Annotated in this window: 2 protein-coding genes; both read right to left on the reverse strand. The window is 72.4% G+C overall.

Going from position 1 to position 667, the window contains the following annotated elements:
* Nucleotides 1-175: zf-TFIIB domain-containing protein (locus HLK59_RS50325; RefSeq protein WP_171148370.1), on the reverse strand; the 175-nt coding region annotated here is incomplete at its 3' end.
* An 80-nt stretch (nucleotides 176-255) separates the two neighbouring features.
* A partial coding sequence (locus HLK59_RS50330) for a phosphotransferase (RefSeq protein WP_171148371.1) occupies nucleotides 256-667 on the reverse strand: 412 nt, incomplete at its 5' end.

A 667-nucleotide genomic window follows, 5' to 3' on the forward strand; every position in this document is an offset into this window, starting at 1 on the left:
CCTGGGGAGCGGCAGGGGGCGGCGGGGCAGGCTGGGAGTACTGGCCTTCCAGGCGGGTCAGCGCCTCCAGCTCGCCGTAGTCGAGAAAGATCCCGCGGCAGCCGCTGCACTGCTCGATCTGAACACCGTTGCGGTTGTACGTGTGCATGGGCGCGTGACACTTCGGACACTGCATCGTCGGCTCAACTCCTCGCCGGTTGGTCCTGCTTCGCGTTACGCCAGGACAGACACTGTCCGGCTCTGGTCGGTTGCACCCTACTTCGCGTCGGTGCGGGTCAACTCGGGTGGGGCGGAACCCATTCGGGCACAGGCGTCCACGAGGAGCTGTTCGACCTCGTCCAGGGAGCGGTTCGCCGCGGTGGCCTTGGCTATGGCGCGGGCCGCGGTCTGCACGGTGAGGGCGCGGGCCGGGACGTCCAGGGCGGGCCAGGGGTCGCCGTCCACGGGGACGGCCGGGCCGCCTGCCGCGCGGTAGGCGTCGAGGAAGCGGGTCCACTCGTCGGGGTGGAGGAGGCCGCAGGCGTACCAGGCGGCCGGGCGGGCGAGGTCCCAGGCGGGGACGCCGCGTCCCAGGTCGTCGACGTCGATGAGGCGCCAGGGGCCGTCGGGGGCGTGGTGGCGGACGAGCTGGCCGAGGTGGAGGTCGCCGTGGCACAGGGTGGTGGTG

This window comes from Streptomyces sp. S3(2020), assembly GCF_013044505.1.
In the GTDB taxonomy this organism is placed as follows: Bacteria; Actinomycetota; Actinomycetes; order Streptomycetales; family Streptomycetaceae; genus Streptomyces.